Raw genomic sequence first — 19426 nt, 5'->3', positions numbered from 1 at the left:
AGCCGCCCGGACACAGATTCAGGAAGGAGCCCCGGTGCGCGAACCCACCGGTGTGGTCAAGGCGTACGACATCCGAGGAGTGGTGGACGAGGAACTGGACGAGCGGCTCGTCGAGGTGTTCGGAGCGTGCTTCGCCCGCCTGGCGCAGGCCCGCGCCGTGGTGCTCGGCCACGACATGCGGCCTTCCTCACCCCGGCTGGCCGAGGCCTTCACCCGGGGCGTGCTGGGCCAGGGGGCCGACCTGGTCCACGTCGGGCAGGTCAGCACCGACATGCTGTACTACGCCTCCGGGGCCCTGGGCCTGCCCGGAGCGATGATCACCGCGAGCCACAATCCGCCCCACTGCAACGGCGTCAAGCTCTGCCGTGCCCACGCGGTGCCCGTCGGCTGGGAGACGGGGCTGCGCTCCCTGCGGGACATGGCCCGGCGCGGACTCCCGCCGCGCTCCGCGGTCACCGGACGCCTCCGTCACCTCACCGTGCTCGACGACTACCGCCGGCATCTGCTCCGCCTGGCCGGGCCGATGGGCGGACACCGGCTCAGGGTCGTGGTGGACGCCCAGAACGGCATGGCCGGCCTCACCGCGCCGGCCGTCCTGGACGGACTGGTCCGGGAGCTGATCCCGCTCAACTGCCACCTGAACGGCCGCTTCCCGCACGAGGACGCCGACCCGATGAAGCCCGGACGCACCGACGCGCTGCGGGATGAGGTGCGCCGCACGGGAGCGGACCTGGGCCTGGTCTTCGACGGGGACGCGGACCGCTGTGTCGTGGTGGACGAGACCGGGCGGACCGTCTCGCCGAGCGCGCTGGGCGCGCTGCTCGCCGTGCGGGAACTGGCCAGGCGGCCGGGGTCCGCGGTGGTGCACGGCGCCGCCGTCTCCCGGGCCGTGCCGGAGACGGTGACCGGGCACGGCGGGCGCCCGGTGCGCTGCCGGGTCGGCCACACCTACGTCAAACAGGCGATGGCGGACGCCCAGGCGGTGCTCGGCATCGAACACTCCGCCCACTACTACTTCCGCGACTTCTGGAACGCCGACTCGGGCATGCTGGCCGCCCTGCACGTCCTGGCCACCGTCTCGGCCGAGGGCGGGCCCGTCTCCCGGCTGGCCCGCAGGCACGCGCCGTACGCGGCGGCACCCGAGACGACCGTGCCGGCCGACGACCCCGCGGAGCGGCTGGCGGCGGTCGAGAGTGCCTTCGCCGGCCGGGCCTCCCACGTCGACCGGCTGGACGGACTCACCGTCCACCTGCCGGACGGCGCCTGGTTCAACCTCCGTCCCGCCAACACCGAGAACCACGGCCTGCTCCGGCTCAACGTCGAGGCGGCCGACGCCTCCACGGCGACCGCCCTCCACGCGGAGATCCTCACCCTCACGGCCGCGTCGTCCAGGCCGTCCGCGGCGGACGAACGGCTCGGGCGTCCCACGGCCGCCCCGGGTGCCGCGCACCGTGCGGACAGCGCGGCCACCGCCCGGCCCACGGCCCCGTCGGCCACGGCGGACGACCGGCCGGCGCCTGCCAGGGCCGCCCCGGGCGCCGCGCCCGCGCCTGCCGCGGCCCGCGCCGGCGCGGCGGACGCCCGGGGCGCCGCGGACGGGCGCCCCGCGGGCCTCACCGATCCCACCCACACCGCCGGCACCCCCGACACCACCCCTGCCGTCGAGTTTCCCGTCGGCGGCCCGCGCGGACGGGGCACCGGCCATGCCACCGGAGGAGCCATATGACCCGGACCGACAACGACGACCAGATCCCCAAGCTGTGGCAGCTGGCCTTCGGCGCCATGCCCGCGCAGGTGATCAACGCCGCCGTCACCCTCGGCGTCCCCGACGCGCTGGCCGAGGGACCCCGGACCAGTGCCGAGGTGGCCCGGGTGACCGGTGCCCACGAGGCGTCCCTGCGCCGGCTGCTGCGCGGCATGGCGGGCATGGGCCTCGTCGAGGCCCAAGGCGACGACAGCTACGCCCTGACGGACATGGGACGCCCGCTGCGCTCCGACGTCCCCGAGTCGCTGCGGGACATGGTGCTCCTGTTCGCCGGCGACGCCATGTGGCGCAGCTGGGGCGGCCTGGCGGAGACGGTGCGCACGGGGCGGAACGCATTCGAACGCATCCACGGACTGCCGTACTTCGAGTACTACGCCCGGCACCCCGAGGAGTACGCCGTCTTCAATCGCGCCATGGGCGAGGACACCCGGGTCGCCGGACGCGCCCTGGCGCAGGGCTACGACTTCTCCCCCTACAAGACCGTCGTGGACGTCGGGGGCGGCAACGGCGCGCTGCTGACCTGCCTCCTGCTGGCCCACCCCGGGCTGCGCGGCATCGTCTTCGACCGCGCGGAGGGAGTCGCCCAGGCTGCGGAGACCCTGGCCGGTGCGGGGCTGTCCGACCGCTGCGACGTGGTCGCCGGAGACGCCTTCGACCACGTCGTCACCGGCGGTGACTTGTACGTGCTCAAGAGCGTGCTGCACGACTGGGACGACGAGCACGTCCTGGCCATCCTGCGCAACTGCCGGGCCGCCATGCCCGATCACGGCCGCCTGCTGGTGATGGAACCGCTCATGCCCGAGCGCGCCGAGGACCTGGGCCCCGCCCACGGCATCGTCACCACCGACATGGACCTGCTGGTGACCACCGGTGGCCGGGTCCGTTCTGAAGGGGAGTTCGCCGCCCTCTTCCAGGCGGCGGGCTTCCGCCTCACCGGCGCCCGCCGCCTCGGCGACCACGAGTACCTCGACGCCGCCTACCACAGCGTGGTCGAGGGCACCCCCGTCTGAACCGCGCCCGACCCGCCCCGGCCCGAAGGCCCGAACCCTCGCAGAAGGGAAGGAAATGACCCAGCACGAACCCTACGGCGGCCCGTCACCGGCCGACTTCGCGCTCACCGTCCAGCGGGCGGCGGCGGCCGCCGCCGCCACGGCGACCGGGAACGCCTCGCCGCAGGACCGGCGGTCCGCCGGAGACACCACGGCCGCGCTGTGGCGCCCGATCATCGGCCGGGCGGTCGCGGACGGCGATCCCGCCGGATGGCATCTGCCCGAGCGGCTCGCCTCGGACGTCGGTGAACTGCTCATCGACGGAGACGACGCCATCATCCGGGAAGAGATCGCCGAGACCGGCCGGTGGGAACAAGACGAGGAGGAGGCGCTGCGCAAGCACGTCACCCCGGGCGCCACCGTCTTGGACATCGGTGCCCACGTGGGCTACTTCTCCCTGCTCATGTCCGGGCTCGTACAGGAGCGGGGCCGGGTCATCGCCTTCGAGGCGGACGCCTGGAACCACCAGCTCCTCGTCCAGAACCTGATCCGCAACGGCGCCCGCAACGTCGTCCCCGTGTTCGCCGCCGCGGGCGCCGAGCCGGGCATCGGCCACCTGCGGCGGGACAAGGACCACAACACCGGGGACCACCGGGTGCTCGACGCCGCCACCGAGCTGAGCCACCCCGTGCCCGTGATCGCTCTCGACGACGTCCTCCAGGACGTCCCCGGCATCTCGTTCATCAAGATCGATCTCCAGGGCGCGGACCACCTGGCCGTCCTCGGCATGACCCGCACCCTGCGCCGCTGCCGGCCCCGGATGCTGGTGGAGTTCTGGCCGCCCGGCATCCGCGACCGCGGGGACGACCCGGTGGAGGTGCTGCGGATCTACTCCTCCCTCGGCTTCACCCGGGACGTCGTCGACGACCTGCCCATCGATCCCGCCCTGCCCGACGACGAGTTCGCCGCCGCCGCGGAGGCCACCGAACGCGACTTCGTCAACCTCCTCCTCACCCCCGGTCCGGCCTGATCCACACGAGCGGCCCCGGGGCCGGCCCGTGACCGCGGTCGCCCGCGGACCGGCCCGGGACCTGGCGGCCGCACCGCCCGCCGGGTCCCGGGCCCGTCCCCCGGAGCAATCGCGAGGACTGGAGTGCAGCCATGACCGCATCCCCGAGCGCGGCCGGGAGCGCCGCGACCGCACGCACAGGACCGGCCGCCCGCCGGGCGCCCCGGCGTGCCGCTCCGGCCCTGCTGCTGGACTCCGGCGGAGTGCTGATGCTGATCGACGGCGAGATCCTCGCGGACTTCGCCCTCCGCTTCGGGGTCCGTGTCTCCGCCACGACCGCGCGGCACGCGGTCTCGCTCGCCGCCCGCGACCGCGACCTGGGCGATCCGGAAGGCGGCGGCGAGGTGCGCCGCTTCGAGGACCTGTGGTCCCGGCACGCCGGATGCCCGGCCGAGACGGGCCGCAGACTGTGGGCCGCGGTCCGCAGCGAGGTCCCCGACACCCGGCTGTGGAGCCTGGTCAACCCGGAGGCCGTGGCCCTGCTCGACACGCTCCCGCCGCATGTGCAGCGGTACGTCATCAGCAACGCCGACGGCAAGGCGCACGCCGAACTGGCCGGCGCCGGACTGCTCCCGAAACTCGACGGAGTACTGGACTCCTCGGTCGTCGGCGTCGCCAAACCCGACCCGCGGATCTTCCGCATGGCGGCCGTCGCGCTCGGCCGCCCGCTCCACGAGTGCCGCTACGTCGCCGACACCCTCGACGGCGCCCCGGCCCACCTCCCGCCCACCGTCCTGTACGACCCCTTGGGCATCTACCCGGATGACACCGCCCGCTACGTGCGCATCCGGAGCCTGGCGCGGCTCGCCGGGCTGATCCAGGTCACCGACTGACGAAAGGCCAGGTTATGGACACCACGGACCGTACGGACGCGGGCCCAGCGGACCCGCCGCACGCCTTCGTCACCGGCGCAGCGGGCTTCATCGGCGCACACCTCGTGACCGCGCTGGTGAGGGACGGCGTCCGGGTGAGCGCCGCGGACCGCGTCCCATGGGACGGCGCCAACCGCCTGTGGGCCCTCGCGGGCACCCCCGGATTCCGCTACGAACAGGCCGACCTGCGTGACATCCACGCGCTGCGACGGCTGGCCCATGGGGCGCGGACCGTCTTCCACCTGGCCGCGCACACGGAGAACCGCTCGTGGGCCGCGGCGGCCCGCGCCGACTACGAAACGACCGTGGGCGGCACCGTCTGCCTCCTGGAAGCCGTCGCCGAGCAGCCGCCCGACGTCCTGGTCATGACGTCCAGCCAGCTGGTCTACGGCGACGGGGCCGACGCCCCCACCGAGGAGTCCCAGCGCGTGCCACGCCCCGCGACCCGGTTCGGGGCCGGCAAGGCGGCCGCTGAGGCCTTCGTGTCGGCCGCCGCCCACGAGTGCGGCTTCCGGGCCGTCGCCGCCCGGCTCTCCAACATCGTGGGCGGCGGCATGCGCCGGGGCATCGTCCACGACTTCGTCACCCGGCTGGAGCGGGAGCCGGGCAAGCTCACCGTCCTCGGGGACGGGCGCCAGACCCGCAGCTACCTCCATGTCACCGACTGCGTCACCGCACTGACGGCACTCGCCCGCCAGCCGGCCGGGTCAGGCCCGCGGACGGACCGGCGATTCGAGACCTACGACGTCTGCAACACCGACGCCACCTCGGCCGCCGAGGTCGCCCGCATCGCGGTGGCCGAATTCCCGGGCCCGGACGCGGAGATCGTGTTCGGCGGGGGCGGACGGGGCTGGGCCGGGGACATCCCGACCCTGCGGATCACCCCGCAACGCCTGCTCGCCCTCGGCTGGCGTCCGGCGCTGCCGTCGCACGCCGCGGTCCGCGCGGCCGTGCGGGACCTCCTGGCCGAGCACCGCCCGCAGCCCCGGTTCACGCCCCAGGGCATCGACTGAAGGGACCCCCCATGCCTTTCCGTGCCGTCCTGCTGGACCGCGACGGGGTGCTGAACGTCAACCGCCCCGACCATGTGACACACCCCGCGCAGTGGCAGTGGCTCCCGGGCGCCGTCGACGCCTGCTGTCGCCTCACCGACCTCGGTATCCCGCGGATCGCCGTGGTCACCAACCAGTCGGCGGTCGGCCGGGGCCTGCTCACCGCGGACGGGCTGAGCCGCATCCACGACCGGATGACCGCCGACCTCGCCGAGGCGGGCGTGCCCCGGCCGGTCGTCGTCCACTGCCCCCACCTCCCGGACGCCGGCTGCCCGTGCCGCAAACCCCGGCCCGGCATGCTCGTCCAGGCCCTCGAAAAGCTCGGCGTGGCACCGGCCGAGGCGCTCCTCGTCGGCGACCACGACACCGACCTGGCAGCCGCCGCCGAGGCCGGCTGCTGGTCCGTGCACGTACGGACCGGCCGCGGCCGGCTCGAAACGCTGCGCCCCGGCTGCCTGGGCAGCGTGGCCGACCTCGGTGCCGTGGCCGGCCTGGTGGCGAGCCTGCGGACCGCCCGCTGGAGCCCGCCGGGCGGCCGGCCCGGCACCCCTGGCCCGCGCCCGGCCCCGACCGAGGGAGCACTGCTGTGAAACGCGCACTGATCACCGGAGTCACCGGCCAGGACGGTTCCTACCTGGCCGAGCACCTGCTGCACTGCGGTTACGAGGTGTGGGGGCTGGTGAGGGGGCAGGGCAACCCCCATCGCTCCCGGATCAGCCGGCTCGTCGGCGACCTGCGGTTCGTCGAGGGCGACCTGCTGGACCAGAGCAGCCTGGTGGCGGCCGTCGACCGGGCACAGCCCGACGAGGTCTACAACCTCGCCGCCATCAGTTACGTGCCCATGTCGTGGCAGCAGGCCGAACTCACCGGCGAGGTGACCGGCCTGGGCGTGCTGCGCATGCTGGAGGCCATCCGTATGGTGAGCGGCATCGGCAGGTCGGGCACCACGGGCACCACCGGACAGATCCGCTTCTACCAGGCGTCGTCCTCGGAGATGTTCGGCAAGGTGCGCGAAGTCCCGCAGAACGAGGACACCGCCCTGCACCCGCGCAGCCCGTACGGGGTCGCCAAGACATACGGTCACTTCATCACCCGCAACTACCGGGAGTCCTTCGGCCTGTTCGCCGTCTCCGGCATCCTCTTCAACCACGAGTCCCCGCGCCGGGGCCGGGAGTTCGTCACCCGCAAGATCTCCCGCGCCGCCGCCCGGATCAGCAAGGGCCTGCAGAGCGAACTGCGGCTCGGCAATCTCGACGCCGTACGCGACTGGGGCTTCGCCGGCGACTACGTGAAGGCGATGCACCTGATGCTCCAGCAGGACCAGCCCGCCGACTACGTCGTGGGAACCGGCCGTACGCACTCGGTCCGCGACGCGGTGCGAATCGCGTTCGACGCGGTGGGGCTGGACTGGACACGGCACGTCGTCGGCGACTCCCGCCTGGTACGGCCCGCCGAGGTGGACCTGCTGTGCGCGGACCCCAAGCGGGCACGGGCGCAGCTGGGCTGGGAGCCGACCGTCGGCTTCGACGACCTCATGCGGATGATGGTGGAGGCGGACCTGGAGCGTGCCGAGCGGGAGAAGCACGCCGTGCTCCACCCGCACACCGAAGCGGAAGACTGGTGACCGCTCGCGGCGACGGGCACCGGCCGGCGGCCGGGCCTTCCTCCCCGCGGGGCGGGACCGGCCGGTCGCCTCGTGCCCTGCCGTCCCTCACCGGACTGCGGTTCGTCGCCGCGTTCCTCGTGCTGGCCTGCCACACCTACGAGATGATCTGGCCGGAGCGGGTCTGGAGCGGCGACACGGTCGACCTGGTGCTGCACCAGGGCGCCTGGGCGGGCGTCGGCTTCTTCTTCCTCCTCAGCGGATTCCTGCTGAACTGGCCCGGCCGCGACGAGCGGGCCACCCGGTTCTGGAGCCGGCGGGCGGTCAGGATCTATCCGAGCCACCTGGCGGTGCTGGGGGTCGCCGGCGGGCTGCTGCTCCTGGGTCTGGGCGACGGTGCGGGCCCGAACGTCACCGTGGCCCTGCTGGAGGCGCCCCTGCTGCATGCCTGGGTCTTCCCCGTCATCGAGGACTTCGGCGTCATCAGCGGGGTGAGCTGGTCACTGTCCTGCGAGGTCTTCTTCTATCTGTGCTTCCCCTGGCTGTCCCGGCTCGTGGGCGGGGTGCCGGAGCGCCGCCTGCCGGGTTGCGCCCTCGCCCTGTGCGTGCTGGTCGCCGCGCTGCCGCTGGCGGCGGGGGCGCTGCCCGACGAACCCGCCTACGACGCGTTTCCGGTCAGCCGGACGCAGTTCTGGTTCGTCTACGTCTTCCCGCTGACCCGGCTCGCCGAGTTCGTGCTCGGCATGGTGCTCGCCCGTCTCGTGGCGGCCCGGCCGCACAGCCCGGTCCGCATCCGGCACGCCGTCGCCGCGCTGGCCGTGGCGTTCCCCCTGGCCCTGTACGTGCCGTTCCTCTTCACCTTCTCCGCCGTGCTGGTGCTGCCGCTCGCCCTGCTGATCGTCGCCTGCGCGCACAACGACGTGCGGCGCGGACGGTCCCTGCTGCGGCGGCGGCCCGTGGTCCGGCTCGGTGAACTGTCGTACGCCCTCTTCCTGGTGCACCTGTTCGTGCTCCAGTACCTGGGCATGACCCCCCTGGCCCCCGGTCCGGGCTCCGGGTTCGCGGCGCGGTTCGGCTGGGCCGTGCTGACGGCCGCCGCGTCGCTGCTGACGGCATGGCTGCTCCACGTGACGGTGGAACGGCCCGCGATGCGCCGCTGGGCCGCGCGGACACCGGGCAGTCGCGGCCCGCGCGCGCGGACCGAAGTTCTGTCCGCCCGCCCGGCCGGCCTGCCCCGCCGGTAGAGTCCGGGGGCAGGTACCCGGTCAAGCGTTCCAGTGCGCGCCTTCAGCTCCGTGAGCTGGTCACCGAGGACGTAGACCCGATGTTCGCCGTCTACGGCAGCCCGGAGGCCACAGAGCACCTCTCGTTCGAGCCGCGTACTCGGGACCAGGCCGCCCAGAACGTGGCCGGGGCCATCGCCTCGGCGGCCGCCGAACCCCGCACGGAGTACGCACTCGCGGTCGTCGAACGGGACACAGGCCGACTGGTCGGGCACGGGCGGATCGCTCTGGACCCGCACCAGCAGCGCGCGGCCACGCTCGGTTTCGCGCTGCGCCCGGACACCTGGGGCGCCGGCTACGGCCTGGAGGCAGTCCGTCTGCTCTTCGCCTTCGGCTTCGAAGACCTGGGCCTTCACCGCGTCTGGGGAGCGCGCTCGCCGCTCAACACAGCCTCGGCGAGAACCATGTCGTCCGCGGGCATGGTTGAGGAGGGCACCATTCGGGAGCACGTTGTCAAAGCGGGGAAGTGGCGTGACTCCGTCGTGCACGCCCTCCTCGACCGGGAGTGGGCCGGTCGGGCTTGACCCGCCGGCATCCCGACCAGGACGAGGCCGCTGATCACCGGCTCGATGGCGCTCCCGGGAACGGCTGTCGAGGCGGGCGAGCCCGCCGCCGGACAGCCGCCGTTTCGGGAGGGCACGCCGAACAGCTCAATCGCCGGCGGCGGTCACCAGCTTGCGTACGTTCTCGACGCTGCCGCAGTTCGATTCCAGGTACCGGGCACGTGCCTCGCGGAACGCCTGGCCCAGCTCGTCGCGGCGGTCGTCGCTGACATTCTCCCGGGCATCGTTGAGGAGGGTTCGCTCCTCCTCGTCCGCGTGGTGATTGACCGCCGTGACGAGCTCTTCCAGCTTCTCCTCCCACTCTTCGGAAGCCGTGTCCTCCACTTCCAGCAGGGCGAGAAGCGCCGCGTTGGCCTCGTGGTGCTCGTGGACGCTGTGGTCCACGTCCTCACCGTCCACGTTCTTGTAGCGCCGCAGAGCGGGGTAGACCTTGTCCTCCTCCGCCGAGGCGTGCGCGATGAGGAGATCCGCGAACTCCTCTAGAGCGGCGGCACGGTCGGCTTCGACGTTGCGCATGGTGCGGAAGAGGTCTTCCATGCGGCGGTGGTCCTCCAGGATGAGTTCGACGACGTCGGTGGACGGCACAGCGGTTCTCCTCACGTTGGGCGACGGTGATCCGTTCTCGCGAATACCCGGCTTTTCGCAGGTGAGACGTGGCTTTTCCGTCTGCCGCCGACGGCCGCGCGGGCTCAGCCGCCGTCGGTCGCGTGCGCGCTCACCCGGCGTGCTTCCCGCCTCTCGCCCATGGGCACGGATCAGCGGGCGTCTGTGGCCGTCGCCGGTGGGCGGAAGCAGGCGGTGACCGACTTGCCGTCGGGGCAGGACCGGGCTTCCCAGTGGTCGGCCACGGCGTCGACCAGGAGCATGCCCCGCCCGCCAGGGCGGTCGTGGCTGGGCGGGCGGGGTGCGGGCAGTGCCGTGTCGTCGTCGTGGACGGCGACATGCAGGCACTGGCCGTCCCAGGTCAGCACGAGCCGGGCCGTGGAGTGGGCGTGCACATGAGCGTTGGTGACCAGCTCCGACACGGTCAGCAGCACATCGTTCACCGTCTGCGGGGCGCTGTGGGTCCAGTCGAGCGTCTCCAGATGCTCGCGCGCCCAGTCACGCGCGGCCTTCGGACCAGTGTTCATGGGCAGTGAGCGCGCCCAGCCCACCGCTCGCACTGACGATTCGTCCACTGTGTTCCCTCCCGGCACGGTAACGGTTCCGCTGCGTCGCGAGTACCCGCTGTACACGTATTGACGCGACGAGCCGCCGGCGCCTCCGGCTTCACTTCGGGGACGGCAGCGGGCGCGGCAGCGGTACCCGCCGTATGCGCGGGAGTGGGCTTCTTTCGCCGGTGGAATCATCTCCGGCGCCGGCGAGGGTGACTGAACGTTCGTCGCGGTGTGACAGGGGGCTCATGCCTCCTCCCCTCTCCCGGAAAGGGAAGAGCGGGAAACAAGGACGCTTCACCGACGCCAGTGGACGCCCGCCTCCGGCCCCCCGGGCGGAAAAGGCCGCGCGGTAATCCGCTCGCGCGGGGAGCGGTCCGCGCCCTACTCTGCGCGCCATGGCAAAGGCACCCGTTCTCACGCCCCGGGCGGATCATTTCCCGCGCTGGTACCAGGAGCTGATCACCAAGGCGGAGCTGGCCGACAACGGGCCGGTGCGGGGCACCATGGTGGGCCCGGAGGGCGAGGCGCGCCTCGCCGAGCGCGGCGTGTCCGTGCGGTGCCTGGTCGCGGCGGACGGCTCGGTCCCCGAGCGGGACGACCAGCCGGGCAACATCGCCGTGGTGGCGCGCGCCTACTGAGCCGCCTGGCCCGGTGCCGGGCCAGGCGCTCGAACCCGGGCGCACGGCGGGCCGGGGTGCCCCGGCGACGGCCGGTCGGTCAGGTCGGTCAGGATCGAAGAAGACGAACGCGCCCGCCCCTCGTAGCGTCGAAGGCAGCACGGCACTCCCCGCCGATTCCGGCGGAGACCGCGCAGGCGGCCCGCCCGACCGATGGAGACACGATGAGCAAGGCCACGCAGACGGACACGCCGCCCGCCCCGCACATCGCCGACAGCCACGACCTGATCCGTGTGCACGGCGCCCGCGAGAACAACCTCAAGGACGTCAGCGTCGAGATTCCCAAGCGCCGGCTGACGGTCTTCACCGGCGTCTCCGGTTCGGGCAAGAGCTCGCTGGTGTTCGACACGATCGCCGCGGAGTCGCAGCGTCTGATCAACGAGACATACAGCGCCTTCGTCCAGGGCTTCATGCCGACGACGGCCCGGCCGGAGGTCGACGTCCTCGACGGGCTGACGACCGTGATCAGCGTGGACCAGCAGCGGATGGGCGCCGACCCGCGCTCCACGGTGGGCACCGCTACCGACGCCAACGCGATGCTGCGGATCCTCTTCAGCCGGCTCGGCGACCCGCACATCGGGCCGCCCAGCGCCTACTCCTTCAACACCGCCTCGGTGCGGGCGTCCGGCGCGATCACCGTCGAGCGCGGAGCGAAGAAGGCGGTCAAGGCGACGTACGAGAAAACGGGCGGCATGTGCCCGCGCTGCGAGGGCCGGGGCTCGGTCACCGATTTCGACCTGACGCAGCTGTACGACGACGGCAAGTCGCTCAACGAGGGCGCGCTCACCATCCCCGGCTACAGCGTGGACGGCTGGTACGGACGGATCTTCAGCGGCTGCGGCTTCTTCGACCCCGATAAGCCGATCCGGCAGTTCACCAAGCGCGAGCTGCACGATCTGCTGCACAAGGAGCCGACGAAGATCAAGGTCGAGGGCATCAACCTCACCTACGAGGGGCTGATCCCCAAGATCCAGAAGTCGTTTCTGACCAAGGACAAGGAGGCGATGCAGCCGCACATCCGGGCCTTCGTGGAACGGGCGGTCACCTTCACCACCTGCCCCGAGTGCGACGGCACCCGGCTCAGCGCGGGGGCCCGCTCGTCGAAGATCAAGGGCATCAGCATCGCCGACGCCTGCGCGATGGAGATCCGCGACCTGGCCGCATGGGTACGCGGCATCGACGAGCCGTCGGTGGCGCCGCTGCTCACCGCGCTCCAGAACACCCTCGACTCGTTCGTCGAGATCGGCCTCGGCTATCTCTCCCTGGAGCGGCCGGCGGGCACGCTCTCGGGCGGCGAGGCGCAGCGCGTGAAGATGATCCGCCACCTCGGGTCCTCGCTCACCGATGTGACGTACGTGTTCGACGAGCCGACCAGCGGTCTGCACCCGCATGACATCCAGCGGATGAACGAGCTGCTGCTGCGCCTGCGGGACAAGGGCAACACGGTGCTGGTCGTGGAGCACAAGCCGGAGGTCATCGCGATCGCCGACCATGTCGTGGACCTCGGTCCCGGCGCCGGCACGGCGGGCGGCGCCGTCTGTTTCGAGGGCACCGTGGAGGGGCTGCGGGCGAGCGACACGGTCACCGGGCGGCACCTCGACGACCGGGCGTCCCTGAAGGAGACGGTACGAAAGCCGACCGGCGTGCTGGAGATCCGCGGCGCGACGGCGAACAACCTGCGGGCCGTCGACGTCGACATCCCGCTCGGGGTGCTGGTCGTGGTGACCGGGGTGGCCGGATCGGGCAAGAGTTCGCTGCTGCACGGGTCGATGCCGGCCCACGCGGGTGTGGTGTCGGTGGACCAGGCGCCCATCCGCGGCTCCCGGCGCAGCAACCCGGCGACGTACACGGGGCTGCTGGACCCGATCCGCAAGGCGTTCGCCAAGGCCAACGGCGTCAAGCCGGCCCTGTTCAGCGCCAACTCCGAGGGCGCCTGCCCCACTTGCAACGGCGCCGGTGTCATCTACACCGACCTGGCGATGATGGCCGGCGTCGCCACCACCTGCGAGGACTGCGAGGGACGGCGGTTCGAGGCGTCGGTGCTGGAGTACCGGCTCGGCGGCCGGGACATCAGCGAGGTGCTGGCCATGCCGGTCACGGAGGCGGAGGAGTTCTTCGGGGCGGGTCAGGCCCGCACGCCGGCGGCCCACAAGATCCTGACGCGGCTCGCCGACGTCGGGCTCGGCTACCTGACCCTGGGCCAGCCGCTCACCACGCTGTCCGGCGGCGAACGGCAGCGGCTGAAGCTGGCCACGCACATGGCCGACAAGGGCGGCGTCTACGTCCTCGACGAACCGACCACGGGCCTTCACCTCGCCGACGTCGAGAACCTGCTCGGCCTGCTCGACCGGATCGTCGACTCCGGTAAATCGGTCATCGTCATCGAGCACCACCAGGCGGTCATGGCGCACGCCGACTGGATCGTCGACCTCGGCCCCGGCGCCGGCCACGACGGCGGCCGGATCGTCTTCGAAGGCACACCGGCCGACCTCGTCGCCGCGCGCTCCACCCTCACCGGGGAGCACCTCGCGGCCTACGTCGGCGCCTGAGCCCAAGCCCCGCCCCGCTGACGGGTGCCGGCGGCGGGGCGACCGCCCGACGGCTCCGGCGGCGCGGGCGGCCCGGGGGCACCCGGGGCGGGGGAGGGGCGGGCCCGGTACCCCGTCTCCGGGCCCGGACAGGCCGCCGCCCGCGGGGCTCGGGGAACGGCGGCGGCCACCGCACCCTGGAGCGCGGGGCAGCCGGCTCGCCTCCCCAAGATCCCGCTCAGTGAAGCCGCGGCACTAGCCCGGGCCGATCGCGGCCTCGATGTCGGCGAGCTGGGCGGCGAGGATCTCTTCGAACGCGGCGCGGCGATCCGCCCCGAGCGGGCGGACCTCACGGGCGAAGTGGGCGAGGGCGGGAAAGCGTTCGGGGTCGGCGCCGAGTACCGCGACGCGGAACAGCTCCATGCCCTGTTCGTACTCCGTGGGGGTCATGGTGCTGACCCCGGCCTCGGAGGCGATCAACGCGACGATGAGGACCGCGAGCCGGTGGTAGCGCGCCGGGATCTCCTCGTCGGGCAGTCCGGACGCTCGCAGGGCTTGCAGCACCTCTTCCATGACCAGCCGGGACCCGGTGCCGCCGGACGCGTAGCGCCCCCAGACCGCGGCGAGCTGGGGCTGCCGGCCGAAGGCACCAGCGGCCTCGCGGAGTACCTCCCTTACGCCTACCCCTCCCTCAAGGCGCTCCCGGCCCTCGCGGACACCGGGCCCGAGAGCCTGGACGACAACCGGCTCACGCGGTTCGACCCCACCGAACTGATCAGGGTGGGGGTCGGCGCCCCCGCCGCCGGCGCCCCGGGCGGCACTCCGGGGGTGTACTCCAACACCAACTACCTGCTCCTCGGCGAACTCTTGAGGCAGGTGACCGGCACCACGGCCGAGCGGTACATCACTTGGAACGTCATCGAACGCGCCGGGCTCCGGGACACCGAGCTCCCCGACGAACCGCACATCGACGGGCCGCACTCACGGATCTACGAGGCGTGGTTCGGCATGATCGACCCGCCTCGCGACTACAGCGTCTACGGCATGTCGTGGGTGGGGCCCGCGGGCTCGCTGATATCGACCGTCACAGACCTCAACCGCTTCTTCGGCGCCCTGCTGGCCGGCGAGATCGTCAGCCCGGCGTCGCTGGCGCAGATGCGGCGCACCGTCCCGGTCGTCAACCAGGAGGGAAAGACGATCGACTACGGACTGGGCCTGCACCCGGTGAAGGCCCCCGGCCAGGGCACCTTCTGGGGTCACGGCGGCACGGTCTGGGGGGCCGGAGCGCTGGCCATGACGCGTGCCGACGGCAGGCGGCAGCTGGCCGTCGCGGTGAACCAGCAGAGGTGGAACAGGCTCGACTCCTCGGGAAAACCGCAGCCCCATCCCATCGACGACGCGCTCGCGGCTCTCCACCGCGTGGCGATGTACGGCTGACCGGACCGGCGACAGTCGGTTCCACCCACTGCCCGGCTCGTCGGCCGTGCCACCGCCCATGTCCCGGCCGGCCCCTGCCTCCGGTGCTGAGCCGGACCGGGGTGGCCCATGCCTGGCCGGAGCCCTGGCGGTCGCACACCTGCGGAGGCGGCCACGGCCGACGTGACGCCGGCACCGCCGGAAGTGGCCGACGCCCATGTCACACGCCGGCGTCCCGTCCCTTCGTAGCACCCCGACGGGGCGTCCGGCGGGCGGTGCCCGCGTCATCCGCGGTCCTCGCCGATGACGACCACTTCGTCCCGGGCCGCCCAGCGGCGGCGCTCGGACTTCGGCGGATTGATCCGCAGCCCGTAGCCGGGCCCGTTCGGCACGTCACCATGGACGCGGTACCCGATGGCGCACTCCCCCCGGTCGCGCGCGGCGGCCACGACCGTGGCGAAGGCCGTCTCGCGGTCCGGCCGGACGTACTCGGCGGCCGGCCGCAGACGAATGCCGCTGCCCTGCGCGGAGAGCAGCTCCTCGAAGACGGCCGCCAGGTGCCGGTTCTGGGAGATCTGCGCCATGAGGAGACCGATGAGCTTGCCGCTGACGATCACGTCGGCTCCGGGGCTGATCGGTGCCAGCGCCCGATTGCGGTCGTCGACCAGTTCGGTGACCACCGGCAACTCCCGTCCGATGGTCTCCTCCAGGTCCCGGAGCAGAAGCAGGGTGACGAGCGTCTGGTTGTCCGGCTCGCCTGGAGGCCGGCCGGGTGCCGGATCTCCACCCAGCACGATCACGCTGTCATAGGAGCCGATGTCCAGGCGTCGCAAGGTCTCGGGACGGGTCACGTCACCTCGGTGCAGCGTCAGGGTCAGGCCGGTGCCGGCGTCCCTGTCGGCGTCCGCCACCTGCCGGGCCGTGGTATGACCACCGTCGGTGACCACGTCGACGGCCGACCGGGGTGGGGCACCGCGGCGCAACTGGTCGACTATGAGCGGCGCCCGGCGGTTCCAGCCCAGCAGGAGCACCCGCTCCGGCCGTCGCGGGGCCCGTGGCCCGCACACCGTCACCGCCTCCTCGACCAGCGCGGCGCAGTCCTCCAGCCCGACCGGGTCGTCGTCGCGAGAGATGACGATGAGCCGGTCGTCCGAGCGGATACGCGTCCGCGGCGGCGGGCCGAGCAGGGGAGTGCCCTCCCGGACCAGACCGACGACGCTCGATGTCGTGTAGGACAGCAGCGCGTCCCCGAACGCGCGCCCCGCCAGGCCCGGTTCCGCGAACACGTAGAACTCGTGTCCCGCGAAGTCCAGCAGCTCCCGGTGGACGAGGGAGAGACCGGGCTGGCGCGCCGCCTGCACGATCAGCCTGGCGGTGATGGTGTCGCTCTCCAGGACGACGCCGTCCGCTCCGGCGGCGAGGGCGGCGGCCAGACGGTACCGGTCGTTGCGGACGGCGGCGACGACGGGGGGACGGGGCGTCCGGCCGGGCAGCGCGCGGTCCAGCGCCAGCAGGGTCTTGACGACCTCCGCGTCGGCGTCGGGCTCGTCGTGGGGGAGGACGAGGACGACCCCGGCCTCGGCCGGGCTGGTCAGGGCCAGCACGGCCGGGTCGGTGACGGGGCCGCTGCGGCAGATCAGCCGCGTGGCCCCGGCCGGCCCCACCTTCGTGGCCAGGGCCTCCTCCATGTCCGTCTTGTCGCGGTCGGCCAGCACGACCACCGCCGCCCGGCGCTGGTTGGCGTTGGCGGCCACCAGTTCGCCCACCACCGTGAAGACCTGCTCCGACCAGCCCAGCACCACGGCGTGTCCCCGTTCCAGCACGGTGGAACGGCCGCGCCGCAGCGCCGTGAGATGCTCCGTCAGCGCCGTCGTGATCAGACCGACGAGGGTGGAGACGTACAGCAGGGTGACCAGGGCGAGCAGCACCGACATCGTCATCCGGAGCGGCGCGCCGGTCGCACCGCCCAGCCGCAGCGTCTCCCCGGTGAGGTGCCACACCGCCGCCAGCCGGTCGGACAGGGAAGCCGGCGCTTCCGGATCGGTCCATACCAGTACCGCGCTCGCCGGGACGACGACGACCAGGCACAACAGGGCCAGCCAGCCGGCCAGAGCGAAGACGCCCCGGGACAGTGTGCTGTCGAACCAGTAACGGGCCCTGTCACCCAGCCGAGAACGCCGCCGCCCCACACTGTCCCCCTGCCTCGCCCCGCGCACATGTTCCTGGCAGTGTGCGGGCCCGGCAGCGGCGCACGGCGGGGTTCGCCAGGCGTTCACCCGTTCGGGGAAGAAGGCGCGGTGTGGCGAGCCGGTCGTGAGCACCGATCGGCGGCGCCGCGTCAGGACGGCCGCACTCTTCGCTCCTTCGAGTCAACTCCTCGGAGAAACAGGCGCGTTCGGCCACGCCCACCGGTATGACATCCGCATGACTGAAGATCATGTAATCGCGCGTTCCCATGGCGGCGTCTCCCGGCGGAGTTTCACGGCGGCGGCCGGCACCGCCACCGTGGCGACCGCTCTGACCGGTGGTGTCTCCGCGGCCCTGCCCGCCCCCGCCGCCCCGGGCGGCGGCCGGGAGACCGACTTCGAGCGCTGCCTGGCGGTCGCTCGCGCACTGCTCGTGCTCGACTCCGGCAACCGGCCCCTCGTCCCCGGTTACCAGCGCGTCCTCCGCGAGGGCCTGCCCGCCCGGCGCCGGACCCGCCCCAAGGACGTCCTGGTCGTCGGCGCGGGGCCGGCCGGTCTGGTCGCGGCCTGGCTGCTGAAGCGGGCAGGCCACCGGGTCACGGTGCTGGAGGCCAACGGCAACCGCGCGGGCGGACGCGTCAAGACCTTCCGCCGCGGCGGCCACGAACGTGCCGAGCAGCCCTTCGCCGACCCCCGCCAGTACGCGGAGGCGGGCGCGATGCGCATTCCCGGCAGCCACCCCCTGGTGATGGGGCTGATCGACCAGCTGGAGCTGAGGAAGCGGCGTTTCCACTACGTCGACGTGGACAGCGAGGGCCGGCCCGCCCACCGCACCTGGATCCACGTCAACGGCATCCGCATGCGCCGTGCCGACTACGCCCGCGCGCCCCGGCGCATCAACCGGTCCTTCGGCGTACCCCGCGCCCACTGGGACACCCCCGCCGCCACCCTCCTGCGCACCGCGCTGGACCCCGTGCGCGACGAGTTCAGTTACGTCGACGGTGACGGCAAGCGGGTCGACAAGCCGCTCCGGGAACGGCTGGAGGGCTGGGCCCGCGTGGTGCAGCGGTTCGGCCACTGGTCGATGTTCCGCTTCCTCACCGAGCACGCGGGCTTCGACGAACGCACCGTCGACCTGATCGGCACCCTGGAGAACCTCACCTCGCGCCTGCCCCTGTCCTTCATCCACAGCTTCATCGGCTCCTCCCTCATCAGCCCCGACACGCCCTTCTACGAACTGGAGGGCGGCACGGCCGTCCTCCCGGACGCCCTTCTGCGCCGCGTACGCGAGGAGGTGCGGTTCGACCGCCGGGTCACCCGCATCGAGTACTACGACCCCGACCGCCCCTCCCCGGACCTCCGGCACGCGGGGGAGAAGGGGCCGCACGTGTGGGTGGACACCGTGTCCGAGGGGCGGGGCGGTCCCGTCGTGCGCGAGCAGTTCACCGCGGACGCCGCCGTGGTCACCGTGCCGTTCTCCGGCCTGCGGCACGTCCAGATCGCGCCGCCGATGTCCTACGGCAAGCGCCGCGCGGTCTTTGAGCTGCACTACGACAGCGCGACCAAGGTGCTCCTGGAATTCAGCCGCCGCTGGTGGGAGTTCGGCGAGGCGGACTGGAAGCGCGAGCTGGACCGCGTCGATCCCGGGCTGTACGACGCCTACCGCACCGGCCGCGCCGCCTCGGACGGCCGTCTGCTCGGCGCGCACCCCTCGGTGCCCGACGGCCACATCACGCCCGGCCAGCGCACCCACTACGCGGCCAACCGCGCCCTCACCCGCGAACAGCCCGAGGCCGTCGACGTCGTCGGCGGCGGCTCGGTGTCGGACAACGCCAACCGGTTCATGTTCCACCCCTCCCACCCGGTCGCCGGTAGCGACGGCGGCGTGGTCCTGGCTTCCTACAGCTGGGCCGACGACGCCCTGCGCTGGGACTCCCTGGACGACGAGGCACGCTACCCGCACGCCCTGTGCGGCCTCCAGCAGGTCTACGGCCAGCGGATCGAGGTGTTCTACACCGGTGCCGGCCGCACCCAGAGCTGGCTGCGCGACCCCTACGCCTACGGAGAGGCCTCGGTGCTCCTGCCGGGTCAGCACACGGAGCTGCTGCCCGACATCCCCGTGCCCGAGGGCCCGTTGCACTTCGCCGGTGACCACACCTCCGTCAAACCCGCCTGGATCGAGGGGGCCGTGGAGTCCGCGGTGCGTGCCGCCCTGGAGGTCCACACGGCCTGACCCGTGTTCCGCCGGAGGTCCGTTACCTCCACG

15 protein-coding genes and 2 pseudogenes are annotated in these 19426 nt (G+C 72.8%); 13 read left to right on the top strand and 4 right to left on the bottom strand.

Features of this window, described 5'->3' with window-relative positions:
• Nucleotides 1-34: 34 nt before the first annotated feature.
• From manB to AB0L74_RS31340, 9 genes and pseudogenes are all read left to right on the top strand, one after another.
• Nucleotides 35-1726, top strand: coding sequence for a phosphomannomutase/phosphoglucomutase (manB, locus tag AB0L74_RS31380; protein WP_365659891.1), 1692 nt, complete (start codon nucleotides 35-37; stop codon nucleotides 1724-1726).
• Nucleotides 1723-2775 carry a methyltransferase gene (locus AB0L74_RS31375; protein WP_365659888.1) on the top strand — a complete coding sequence of 351 codons (1053 nt, stop codon included), beginning with the start codon at nucleotides 1723-1725 and terminating at the stop codon, nucleotides 2773-2775. Before manB ends, AB0L74_RS31375 begins: the two co-directional genes overlap by 4 nt.
• Nucleotides 2776-2830: 55 nt before the next feature.
• On the top strand, nucleotides 2831-3784 hold the full coding sequence (locus AB0L74_RS31370) for an FkbM family methyltransferase (protein WP_365659885.1): 954 nt from the start codon (nucleotides 2831-2833) through the stop codon (nucleotides 3782-3784).
• Between the two features lie 131 nt (nucleotides 3785-3915).
• On the top strand, nucleotides 3916-4656 hold the full coding sequence (locus AB0L74_RS31365; RefSeq protein ID WP_365659882.1) for an HAD family hydrolase: 741 nt from the start codon (nucleotides 3916-3918) through the stop codon (nucleotides 4654-4656).
• Between the two features lie 14 nt (nucleotides 4657-4670).
• Entirely contained in the window at nucleotides 4671-5708 is a 1038-nt protein-coding gene (locus tag AB0L74_RS31360) for an NAD-dependent epimerase/dehydratase family protein (protein WP_365659879.1), read from the top strand.
• An 11-nt stretch (nucleotides 5709-5719) separates the two neighbouring features.
• The gene (locus tag AB0L74_RS31355) at nucleotides 5720-6337 is read left to right on the top strand and encodes an HAD family hydrolase (protein WP_365659876.1); all 618 of its coding nucleotides are present in this window, start codon (nucleotides 5720-5722) and stop codon (nucleotides 6335-6337) included.
• A complete protein-coding gene (locus tag AB0L74_RS31350; RefSeq protein ID WP_365659873.1) occupies nucleotides 6334-7371 on the top strand; it encodes a GDP-mannose 4,6-dehydratase in 1038 nt (345 codons plus the stop codon). Before AB0L74_RS31355 ends, AB0L74_RS31350 begins: the two co-directional genes overlap by 4 nt.
• Complete coding sequence (locus AB0L74_RS31345) at nucleotides 7368-8594, top strand: acyltransferase (RefSeq protein WP_365659870.1); 1227 nt, start codon at nucleotides 7368-7370, stop codon at nucleotides 8592-8594. Before AB0L74_RS31350 ends, AB0L74_RS31345 begins: the two co-directional genes overlap by 4 nt.
• 14 nt (nucleotides 8595-8608) lie before the next feature.
• Nucleotides 8609-9157, top strand: a pseudogene (locus tag AB0L74_RS31340) (GNAT family protein); the annotation flags it as partial.
• 126 nt (nucleotides 9158-9283) lie between these two features.
• On the opposite strand, the gene AB0L74_RS31335 reads toward AB0L74_RS31340, so the two are convergent.
• Both AB0L74_RS31335 and AB0L74_RS31330 read right to left on the bottom strand, forming a co-directional pair.
• Nucleotides 9284-9781: a hemerythrin domain-containing protein gene (locus AB0L74_RS31335; RefSeq protein ID WP_365659867.1), complete on the bottom strand. Its 498-nt coding sequence runs from the start codon at nucleotides 9779-9781 to the stop codon at nucleotides 9284-9286.
• Between the two features lie 170 nt (nucleotides 9782-9951).
• Nucleotides 9952-10326: an ATP-binding protein gene (locus AB0L74_RS31330; RefSeq protein WP_365659865.1), complete on the bottom strand. Its 375-nt coding sequence runs from the start codon at nucleotides 10324-10326 to the stop codon at nucleotides 9952-9954.
• A gap of 422 nt (nucleotides 10327-10748) precedes the next feature.
• Here AB0L74_RS31330 and AB0L74_RS31325 point away from each other — a divergent pair, with 422 nt between their 5' ends.
• Entirely contained in the window at nucleotides 10749-10991 is a 243-nt protein-coding gene (locus AB0L74_RS31325) for a hypothetical protein (RefSeq protein ID WP_365659921.1), read from the top strand.
• Between the two features lie 203 nt (nucleotides 10992-11194).
• Entirely contained in the window at nucleotides 11195-13579 is a 2385-nt protein-coding gene (locus AB0L74_RS31320; RefSeq protein WP_365659862.1) for an excinuclease ABC subunit UvrA, read from the top strand.
• A 234-nt stretch (nucleotides 13580-13813) separates the two neighbouring features.
• On the opposite strand, the pseudogene AB0L74_RS31315 reads toward AB0L74_RS31320, so the two are convergent.
• Nucleotides 13814-14224, bottom strand: a pseudogene (locus AB0L74_RS31315) (TetR/AcrR family transcriptional regulator); the annotation flags it as partial.
• Between AB0L74_RS31315 and AB0L74_RS31310 the strand changes: the two are divergent.
• Complete coding sequence (locus AB0L74_RS31310; protein WP_365659859.1) at nucleotides 14114-14995, top strand: serine hydrolase domain-containing protein; 882 nt, start codon at nucleotides 14114-14116, stop codon at nucleotides 14993-14995. The pseudogene AB0L74_RS31315 and the gene AB0L74_RS31310 sit on opposite strands and share 111 nt — an antisense overlap.
• 263 nt (nucleotides 14996-15258) lie before the next feature.
• On the opposite strand, the gene AB0L74_RS31305 is transcribed toward AB0L74_RS31310, so the two are convergent.
• On the bottom strand, nucleotides 15259-17163 hold the full coding sequence (locus AB0L74_RS31305) for an NAD-binding lipoprotein (RefSeq protein WP_365659857.1): 1905 nt from the start codon (nucleotides 17161-17163) through the stop codon (nucleotides 15259-15261).
• 235 nt (nucleotides 17164-17398) lie between these two features.
• Between AB0L74_RS31305 and AB0L74_RS31300 the strand changes: the two genes are divergently transcribed.
• Nucleotides 17399-19393, top strand: coding sequence for an FAD-dependent oxidoreductase (locus AB0L74_RS31300; protein WP_365659854.1), 1995 nt, complete (start codon nucleotides 17399-17401; stop codon nucleotides 19391-19393).
• The last annotated feature ends 33 nt before the right edge of the window (nucleotides 19394-19426 follow it).

The sequence above is a fragment of the Streptomyces sp. NPDC052020 genome (assembly GCF_040680575.1).
Classification (GTDB): Bacteria; Actinomycetota; Actinomycetes; order Streptomycetales; family Streptomycetaceae; genus Streptomyces.
The sequence above is the reverse complement of the archived record's forward strand: the minus strand, read 5'-3'. Positions and strand labels throughout refer to the sequence as shown.

Coding starts and splice junctions, on each gene's coding strand:
- AB0L74_RS31375 (WP_365659888.1), top strand. CDS start 1,723: ATGACCCGGACCGACAACGACGACCAGATCCCCAAGCTGTGGCAGCTG.
- AB0L74_RS31370 (WP_365659885.1), top strand. CDS start 2,831: ATGACCCAGCACGAACCCTACGGCGGCCCGTCACCGGCCGACTTCGCG.
- AB0L74_RS31365 (WP_365659882.1), top strand. CDS start 3,916: ATGACCGCATCCCCGAGCGCGGCCGGGAGCGCCGCGACCGCACGCACA.
- AB0L74_RS31360 (WP_365659879.1), top strand. CDS start 4,671: ATGGACACCACGGACCGTACGGACGCGGGCCCAGCGGACCCGCCGCAC.
- AB0L74_RS31355 (WP_365659876.1), top strand. CDS start 5,720: ATGCCTTTCCGTGCCGTCCTGCTGGACCGCGACGGGGTGCTGAACGTC.
- AB0L74_RS31330 (WP_365659865.1), bottom strand. CDS start 10,326: ATGAACACTGGTCCGAAGGCCGCGCGTGACTGGGCGCGCGAGCATCTG.
- AB0L74_RS31325 (WP_365659921.1), top strand. CDS start 10,749: ATGGCAAAGGCACCCGTTCTCACGCCCCGGGCGGATCATTTCCCGCGC.
- AB0L74_RS31320 (WP_365659862.1), top strand. CDS start 11,195: ATGAGCAAGGCCACGCAGACGGACACGCCGCCCGCCCCGCACATCGCC.
- AB0L74_RS31300 (WP_365659854.1), top strand. CDS start 17,399: ATGACTGAAGATCATGTAATCGCGCGTTCCCATGGCGGCGTCTCCCGG.